Annotated in this window: 8 protein-coding genes and 1 pseudogene; 7 read left to right on the forward strand and 2 right to left on the reverse strand. The window is 57.9% G+C overall.

Going from position 1 to position 8,281, the window contains the following annotated elements:
* Positions 1-19 precede the first annotated feature (19 nt).
* The 7 genes from ALO80_RS06895 to ALO80_RS06925 all read left to right on the forward strand — a co-directional run bounded on the left by ALO80_RS06895 (position 20) and on the right by ALO80_RS06925 (position 6,085).
* Positions 20-853, forward strand: coding sequence for a transporter substrate-binding domain-containing protein (locus ALO80_RS06895; RefSeq protein ID WP_055008401.1), 834 nt, complete (start codon positions 20-22; stop codon positions 851-853).
* 58 nt (positions 854-911) lie between these two features.
* A complete protein-coding gene (locus ALO80_RS06900; RefSeq protein ID WP_055008402.1) occupies positions 912-1,643 on the forward strand; it encodes a class II aldolase and adducin N-terminal domain-containing protein in 732 nt (243 codons plus the stop codon).
* A gap of 126 nt (positions 1,644-1,769) precedes the next feature.
* A complete protein-coding gene (locus tag ALO80_RS06905; protein WP_055008403.1) occupies positions 1,770-3,065 on the forward strand; it encodes a flavin-containing monooxygenase in 1,296 nt (431 codons plus the stop codon).
* A gap of 31 nt (positions 3,066-3,096) precedes the next feature.
* Positions 3,097-3,513 (forward strand): RidA family protein, encoded by a 417-nt coding sequence (locus tag ALO80_RS06910; RefSeq protein ID WP_055008404.1) that lies wholly within the window; start codon positions 3,097-3,099, stop codon positions 3,511-3,513.
* A 12-nt stretch (positions 3,514-3,525) separates the two neighbouring features.
* The gene (locus ALO80_RS06915; protein ID WP_055008405.1) at positions 3,526-4,203 is read left to right on the forward strand and encodes a DUF1028 domain-containing protein; all 678 of its coding nucleotides are present in this window, start codon (positions 3,526-3,528) and stop codon (positions 4,201-4,203) included.
* Positions 4,200-5,354 carry an acetylornithine deacetylase gene (gene argE, locus ALO80_RS06920; protein ID WP_055008406.1) on the forward strand — a complete coding sequence of 385 codons (1,155 nt, stop codon included), beginning with the start codon at positions 4,200-4,202 and terminating at the stop codon, positions 5,352-5,354. Before ALO80_RS06915 ends, argE begins: the two co-directional genes overlap by 4 nt.
* Positions 5,355-5,467: 113 nt before the next feature.
* Positions 5,468-6,085, forward strand: a complete 618-nt coding sequence (locus ALO80_RS06925) for a hypothetical protein (RefSeq protein WP_055008407.1) — start codon at positions 5,468-5,470, stop codon at positions 6,083-6,085.
* 63 nt (positions 6,086-6,148) lie between these two features.
* Here the strand turns inward: ALO80_RS06925 and ALO80_RS06930 are convergent, their stop codons facing one another.
* Both ALO80_RS06930 and ALO80_RS06935 read right to left on the reverse strand, forming a co-directional pair.
* A complete protein-coding gene (locus tag ALO80_RS06930) occupies positions 6,149-6,892 on the reverse strand; it encodes a permease (protein ID WP_083493165.1) in 744 nt (247 codons plus the stop codon).
* Positions 6,893-6,895: 3 nt separating this feature from the next.
* A pseudogene (locus ALO80_RS06935) lies at positions 6,896-8,281 on the reverse strand (hypothetical protein); the annotation flags it as partial.

An 8,281-nucleotide genomic window follows, 5' to 3' on the forward strand; every position in this document is an offset into this window, starting at 1 on the left:
GACTCCACGAGGAATACCTATGAAGCTGTCAGCTCTGATTGTTCGTCCCGTAGCCTTGGCTTTGCTGGGTGCGGTGGTTGCCATGTCCTCGTCTGCCGCTTCGGCCTTCCAGCAGCCCGGCAAGATCATTGCTGGCTCGGACATGACGTTCTTCCCCTATGAATACATGGAAAAGAACCGTCCCGCCGGTTTTGACATCGAGTTTCTCGACGGTCTGGCGAAAGTCATGGGGCTCAAGGCCGAAAACATCGACACGCGCTTTCCCAACCTGATCGGCGGGCTGCAGGGCGGACGCTTCGACATTACCAACTCGTCGATGTACATCACGGCCGACCGCCTGAAAGTTATCGACATGATTCCTTACCTGAAAAGCGGTGAGGCGATTCTGTCGGTCAAGGGCAGCGCCTATCAGCCCAAGACGCCAGAGGACTTCTGTGGCCACAAGATCGGCTCAATGGCGGCCACCTCCTGGCTGCAACAACTGCAGAAGCTCTCGACCGACTACTGCGTAAAAAATGGTCTGCAGCCCATCGCCATCAGTGAGTACGGCACCGACCCACAGACCACCCAGGCCATGCTGGCTCATGCTGTCGAAGCGCAGATCACTGACGCAGCGGTCGCGCGCGGCGTGGTCGAAAAGCTGGGTAACCGCGTGGTGATTTCTTCCGAAACCCTGATCTACCCGGTACTCAACGGCTTTGGCGTGAAGAAGGGCAACGACGAGGTCCGCAAGGCCCTTGAAGACGGTCTTGAGAAGTACAGCAAGACCCCGGAATACGCCGCGCTGCTGGCGAAATACAAGTTCCAGGCACCTACAGCCGATGACATCGCCGCCCTGATGCCCAAGCCCTGATAACCCAAGAGTGTGCCTGGCAGGTTCGGCAGGCACCTCCGACCGGAGAACAATTAGCATGGCCCTTAACTTCGAAGAGCAGACGCGTGTCGATCTGGCCGCGACGTTTCGCATCATCGCCCATCTGGGTATGCATGAAGCGGTCGCCAACCACTTCAGCGCGGCCATTTCGGCGGATGGGAAACAGTTTCTGCTCAACCCCAAGTGGAAACACTTTTCGCGCTTGCGCGCCAGCGACCTGTTACTACTCGACGCCGATGACGACGACTCGGCGCATCGTCCCGATGTCGATGCGACGGCCTGGTCCATTCATGGCCAGGTCCATCAGCGTCTTCCCGATGCGCGCGTGGTGCTGCACTTGCACCCGGTCTACACCACAGCGGTGGCATGCCTGGCCAAGCCGCATATTCCGCCCATCGATCAGAACACCGCGCGCTACTTCAACCGGATCGCGGTGGACGAGCTTTACGGTGGCATGGCCGATACCACCGCCGAAGGCGCCAGGCTGGCCGGTTTGCTGGAGGACAAGAGCCGTTTGCTGATGGGCAATCACGGTGTGATCGTGACCGCGCCGACCGTCGGCGAAGCCTTCGACGACATCTGGACCCTGGAGCGAGCTTGTCAGATTCTGGTGACGGCCTGGTCCACTGGCCAGCCGCTCAAGGTGCTGGCAGACGATGTTGCGGAGAAAACCGCCCGTGACTGGCAAAAGATTACGGATTTCTCTCGTCAGCACTTCGAGGAAATGAAACTGCTGATGATTCAGGCCGACCCCTCGCTGGTCGACTGATCAACCCTGCTACTGACTGGGTGCGCGTCTGCGGATGGCGTAGGGCTTTTTGCGCCCGCGCATCGACGTTTCATCCATTTTTCTTACGTCCAGAACGTCGTAAACCACCTGTCGAGGGATGCCGAGATGACAGAAAAAATCATAGAAATCGATACGCTCGTCGTAGGTGCAGGACAGGCCGGAGTAGCCACCAGCGAACACCTGAGCCGTCTTGGCATTGAGCACCTGGTGCTTGAAAAACACCGCGTTGCCGAGGCATGGCGCAGTGGCCGCTGGGACTCGCTGGTGGCCAACGGTCCGGCCTGGCATGACCGGTTTCCGGGCCTTGAATTCGCCATGGATCAGGACGGGTTTGCGGGCAAGGAGCAGGTCGCCGAGTACTTCGAGCGCTATGCCCGCAAATTCAACGCGCCGATCAAGACCGGTGTCGAGGTCAGGCGCGTCACCCGCAATAACGGGCGCGCAGGCTTTACTGTCGAAACCAGTACCGGCACCTATGTGGTCAACCATCTGGTCTCGGCGACAGGGCCGTTCCAGAAGCCGGTCATCCCGCCAATTGCGCCCGTTAACGAGGCGCTTCATCAGATTCACTCGGCGCATTACTTCAATCCGCAACAATTGCCGGAAGGCGCCGTGCTGGTTGTCGGCGCTGGCTCCTCGGGTGTGCAGATCGCCGAGGAATTGCTGCTCTCGGGTCGCCAGGTGTACTTGTCGGTCGGCCCTCACGACCGTCCGCCACGCGCCTATCGAGGTCGGGATTTCTGCTGGTGGATGGGTGTGCTGGGGCTGTGGGACAGCGAAACCATGCAGCCCGGCAAAGAGCACGTCACCATCGCGGTCAGTGGTGCGAGGGGTGGCTATACAGTCGATTTCCGTCGTCTGGCCCAGGCCGGAATGAACCTCGTAGGCCTGACCGAAAGCTTCGTCGGTAACACGGTGCATTTCCAGAGCGATCTGGTGGGCAACCTCGATAATGGCGATGCGAATTACCTGTCGTTGCTCGATGCCGCCGATGCCTACGCCGCACGCAATGGCCTGGACCTGCCGCTGGAGCCTTCGGCCCGCGAACGCGTAGCGGATGCGCCGTGCATTACCCATCCGCTCAGCGAACTGGACCTGATCGAGTCAGGGGTTACATCCATCATCTGGGCCACCGGCTATGCCCTGGATTACAGCTGGCTACAGGTAGATGCCTTCGACAGCAAAGGCAAACCTCGTCACCAGCGTGGCGTGTCCTGCGAGCAGGGCCTGTACTTCGTCGGCCTGCCATGGCTGTCACGCCGCGGCTCCGCGTTTATCTGGGGCGTGTGGCACGACGCCAGACACGTCGCCGATCAGATCGCCACGCAGCACAAATACCGTTCGTATGACGCAGGCAAACGTGCGACCCCCGTCGTGCCATTGCGCAACGTCAACGGTTGATCATCGCGCTCAATGCCCACAGGAGTTACCCATGACTACGCCGACTCATACTCGTATCCGCATGTTCAACACCAAGGACACCTACCCCAATCAAAGCCTGAACAACGACCTGTGCCAGGCGGTGCGCGCTGGCAATACCGTCTACGTCAGGGGCCAGGTCGGCACCGATTTCGACGGCAATCTGGTCGGCCTTGGTGACCCGGCGGCACAGGCGCAGCAGGCGATGAAAAACGTCAAGCAACTGCTCGAAGAGGCGGGCAGTGACCTGTCGCACATCGTCAAGACCACTACGTACATCATCGACCCGCGCTACCGCGAACCGGTCTATTACGAAGTGGGCAAATGGCTGAAAGGCGTGTTCCCGATCTCCACCGGGCTGGTGGTGTCTGCGCTGGGGCAGCCGCAATGGCTGATGGAAATTGACGTGATCGCCGTGATCCCTGAATAAGGACTGTTGCCCATGACTTTTTCCATTGCCGCCCGCTGTGCCAAAACCGGCCAGTTGGGCATTGCCATCAGCTCATCGAGCATTGCCGTAGGCGCGCGTTGTCCCTGGCTGCGCGCCGGTGTCGGCGCGGTATCGTCACAGAACATCACACTCCCGGCGCTGGGGCCGCAAACGCTGGACCTGATAGAGCAGGGCATGTCTGCGTCTCAAGCGCTGGATCAGGTCATTAACGCCAGTCCGTTCAGCGAGTATCGGCAAATTACGGCGATTGATCATCAGGGGCGAGTCGCACATTTCAGCGGCACTGAAACACTCGGGATCAACAACGCGGACAGCGGTGATCAGTGCGTGGTGGCCGGCAACATGCTGGCGAGCCCGGCAGTCATCGACGCCATGACTCAGTCCTTCGAGCAGACAACCGGGCATCTGGCCGAACGCCTGTTACAGGCAATGCAGGCCGGGATGGCCGTAGGCGGTGAAGCCGGGCCGGTACACTCAGCGGCGCTGAAAGTAGTGGGCGAGCAATCCTGGCCCATCGTCGATCTGCGCGTCGACTGGGCCGAGCACGACCCGATAGGTGAGCTGAAACGTCTTTGGCAAGCCTATCAGCCGCAAATGCAGGATTACCTCGACCGTGCTCTGAACCCCGCTGGTGCGCCAGGTTACGGCGTGCCGGGAGACGATCGATGAGTTCCAGCCGCGAGCTGTTGGCGCGGCTTGTGGCCTTCGACACCACCAGTCGCGAATCGAATCTGGCCTTGATCGACTTCGTAGTCGATTACTTCGAACGCTTCGGCGTCTCCTGCGAGCTGATCTACAACGCGCAGAAAACCAAGGCCAATCTGTTCGCCACCATCGGCCCGGCTGACGTGCCAGGCATCGTATTGTCCGGCCACACCGACGTGGTGCCGGTCGACGGCCAGCCATGGACGTTCCCACCGTTCGAACTGAGCGAAGCGGATGGCAAACTCTACGGCCGTGGTACTGCGGACATGAAAGGCTACATTGCCTGCGTGCTGGCGCTGGTTCCAGCGTTGACCCGGGCATCGCTGCACATGCCGGTGCATATCGCGCTGTCCTATGACGAGGAGGTGGGTTGCCTGGGCGTACGCTCGTTACTGGCATCGTTGCGGTCGCGGCCGGTGAAACCGATGCTGTGTGTGATCGGCGAACCCACGGAGTTGCAGCCGGTACTGGGCCACAAGGGCAAGGTCGCGATGCGTTGCGATGTACAGGGTGCCGCCTGCCACTCGGCCCACGCACCCAGTGGCGTCAACGCCATTGAATACGCGGCGCAGTTGATCGGTGAGCTGGGTCGCCTGGGCGAGGCGTTACGGGCAGCTGACGCCCTTGATGAACGCTTCGATCCGCCGTTTTCGACCATTCAGACCGGCGTGATCTGCGGCGGCACGGCATTGAATATCGTGCCAGAACAGTGCCGTTTCGATTTCGAAGTGCGTGCGCTTCCCACTCTGGACCCGCAGCAGATCGTCACTGCCATGCACGTATACGCCGAGCAAAAGCTGTTGCCGGCCATGCAGGCTATCAGTGCCCGGAGCGAGATTCGTTTCACTGAACTGTCGAGCTATCCAGGGCTGGATATTCCCCTGCACAGCCAGGCGGCGGAATTGATCGCCGGATTCTGTGGCTCCCGAGCGTTCGGCACGGTTGCTTTCGGAACCGAAGGCGGGTTGTTCGACCAGTCAGGCATCCCGGCAGTGGTCTGCGGGCCGGGCAGCATGGAGCAGGGACACAAACCGGACGAGTTCATCAGCGTCGAGCAACTTGACGCCTGTGACCAGATGCTCAAACGGGTACTGGCGTTCGCGTCGCACTCGTGAATCGCCCCGGATTTCAGTGATACAGTTGCGCGCCGGAATACGCTGACGTCTCGGCGCGCCAGTCATGGACTGGCCACTCCTACCGGCTATTCGAGCGTTCTATGGATGGAAGCATGACTGACAAACATCCCCTTACTCACCGCTCCCTGGCCGCAATCCTGTGGCTGTGTGTCGGCACGCCGGTTTTCGCTCAGGACACGGCACTGCATTCCGGCAAATACGAGCAGTTGATGCTGGCTGTGACGCCCGAGCAACAGCTTGAGGGCTATTACTCGGAAACACGCGGCGAGGCATTCAGCTGTGCGTTCTATCTGCAAGGCAAGGTCGAGGCCGGGAAGGGTGCAGCGGTATCGTCCTGGCTGGATGACGCCTATCCCGGAACCATAAAGGCCTCGAGCGATGGTGTGGTTCTGACGATTGGGCAGGGCCAGCAACATCCCGGCTGCATGAATGTGTTGATACCGGAAATCGCAACCGGTCTGGACCTGAGTCTAACTGCCAGCAAGCAGTGGATTGGTCTGGTGACCGTCACGGCGGACAAGGCCTGGCTGCAAAAAACGGCGAATGCCAAGGCCACCCGAGGCGCCTATATCGTCAAAGATGATGTTGTCGGGGTACTGGCATTCAAGGATGGCGCGGCCCAGGTCGAGTTCATCAATGCCGATGATCGTTCGTTTGTCGGATGGATCGGTCAGGACCAATATGCGCGGCTGGCTGCGCCCGGACGCTGATGCCGGACGGGGAGGTCAGCCGATCTGCCGGGCTCGGCTGAGATCTGTTGGTGGCAAGGGCGGCTACCACTTCCAGGTTTTTTCGGTGAATTCGGCAGTGGATGGAAGTACGGAGTGAAGGAAGTGCAGGTATTTATTGAACAGCACCTCATTCTGAAACCTCGCCTCAAAGCCAAGCGTGACATCAGTGCGGTGGGTGATGATCATGAGGCGCTTGCGGTCGACGGTGACAAAGTTGTATTCGGTCCATGGAAGGCTTTGTTCGTGGTGGACGGGGTTCTCCCAATTCAATAGTTTGATGGCTGCGATACAGGCCATGGCCACGGGGCCGATCAGGAAGAGCAGCGAGCCAGTGAGTATGGCTACGAATACGAACAGCATGATCACGGCGATGGCGATGCCTTTGAAAAACGAAGAGGCGAAGTCGGGGTAGTGAAGGTAGTACTCTACGAGGGCGTGGTTGGTGGTGATGGTGTAGTTGTAGATGGTTTTTTGGCGAACGCCTAAGACAATAAAATAAACTGATCCGCCGCCTGCACTCGCTGCGATATAGATCGCTTGCAACGGATCTTTTGAATAAAAACTCCATCCTGCCCACAGGCCAAAGCTCAGCATCGCTGCATAGATTGAAATCACTGCAAACCCAGCAAAAAATATTTCTTTTGGAGGCCTTGCTATGGTTTTTATGGACCAGCTCAGCCTGTCCTCACTGCTTGGATATTTTTTGGCTAGTCCAAACGCGTCTGAATCGTGGGTGATGCTTTTGAGTTTTTTTGTAGCGATCGGGTATTTCGAAGGAGATGTCATAGCTTAGTCCGCTATTTCGAGAGTCAAAGCAGTACTGCGGTTGAGCGCTTTTATTTCAAGTTCAGCAGTGATCAAACCGTCGACCTTGGTATCGCCCTCGCGACTGAGCTCAAGTTGATAGAAATAGCCGATGTCTTGTAGGTCGGCTTTAACAAGGCTCTCGGGGTACCCTATCTGCAGTTCCAGGTAGATGGCTTCTGGCTCAAGAGGAACCCAGGTTTCCCATATGAGGTCTTCATTTTCAGGGGGCATGAGTGGAAATGTGAAATCCTCGTGAGCTTTGGAGGCTGCTTGGTTGCCAAGTGCTCCAAAATGTTGAGTCTGCCTGAACTGCCCTCGCTCCAGAAATGACTCATTTATCGAATGTATCGGAGAATCTATTTTTTCCACAGGAAGTACTCCCCATGGGCGCCTGCTACTGCTGATATTGAAGTGTATCGATTGCGCGCGTAGCGCGCTCGGCAGAAGAAGCTGCACGCCCGCACCGTCTTGCACCGCCGTGCTGTAATAGTCCCCTTTGCCTAGATAACGACTCTCAAGACGCGTGGTGATTTTTACATGGACCTGAGGACTTAGCTGAATGATAAGAAGGGCCAACTTTTCTTCGTGCTGGCCTCCTACGTCTGTTGAATATCGGTACTCAATTGATCTGGACCAGCAACATCTTCGTAGCCACCAACCTATACTGTCCTGCTTGAAGTAATTCAGAGCCATCGTCGCGAATAGATACGCGCTACCAATAAGCAGTAAAGTTACACTAAACCATGGGCTCATCGCGACGGCAGTGAGGGTAATCGATTGGGAAATTCCTGCGATAAGTTGAATGGCACTGCCCGCTCCCATCATGAGCACTGACGCAAATTTTAACTGCATCGCTATCATCTCTTCAGAGGTCTTGACTCTGCTAAGATCATCCTGAATGTCCAATAGCTCCAACATTGACGCCGCTACCCCAAATGCCCCCATCGCCACCATCGAAACCCTGAACCCACGTATCGCGTCACCCCACGCGGTATTGCCCTTGGCTCTCCAGTAAGCACTGGACCTGTCCAGAATCCCCACATTCTTGCCATCAATCAGCACCGGCGTTGCATCCCTTATCACGCTCCAAGGCGCTTCAACAAACACAGCCATCAACAGGTTAAAGCTATACCCCAGCCCATACGCAACCTTGCCAATATCCTTGGCACTGAAGTCTCCATCCCGAGTCAGGTCGCGATAGGTGAAGGCGGTGTTGATGAAGTTGAGCATGATCACGCCCCAGGTGATCGAGCCGGCAATTCCTCCCAGTCCGTCGAGCCAGCGCCTGGCGGTGCTCAGCCAGTCTTTGGCGATGGCTTTGCCGGACTGGAAGTGCAGGCGAATCTCGTCCTGCAACTGCCTGGCGTA

The organism is Pseudomonas caricapapayae (assembly GCF_001400735.1).
Lineage (GTDB): Bacteria > Pseudomonadota > Gammaproteobacteria > Pseudomonadales > Pseudomonadaceae > Aquipseudomonas > Aquipseudomonas caricapapayae.

Bases quoted from the DNA above. Each gene is read 5' to 3' on its own strand.
- ALO80_RS06910 (WP_055008404.1), top strand. From the start codon at position 3,097: ATGACTACGCCGACTCATACTCGTATCCGCATGTTCAACACCAAGGAC.
- argE (WP_055008406.1), top strand. From the start codon at position 4,200: ATGAGTTCCAGCCGCGAGCTGTTGGCGCGGCTTGTGGCCTTCGACACC.
- ALO80_RS06925 (WP_055008407.1), top strand. From the start codon at position 5,468: ATGACTGACAAACATCCCCTTACTCACCGCTCCCTGGCCGCAATCCTG.
- ALO80_RS06905 (WP_055008403.1), top strand. From the start codon at position 1,770: ATGACAGAAAAAATCATAGAAATCGATACGCTCGTCGTAGGTGCAGGA.
- ALO80_RS06900 (WP_055008402.1), top strand. From the start codon at position 912: ATGGCCCTTAACTTCGAAGAGCAGACGCGTGTCGATCTGGCCGCGACG.
- ALO80_RS06895 (WP_055008401.1), top strand. From the start codon at position 20: ATGAAGCTGTCAGCTCTGATTGTTCGTCCCGTAGCCTTGGCTTTGCTG.
- ALO80_RS06930 (WP_083493165.1), bottom strand. From the start codon at position 6,892: ATGACATCTCCTTCGAAATACCCGATCGCTACAAAAAAACTCAAAAGC.
- ALO80_RS06915 (WP_055008405.1), top strand. From the start codon at position 3,526: ATGACTTTTTCCATTGCCGCCCGCTGTGCCAAAACCGGCCAGTTGGGC.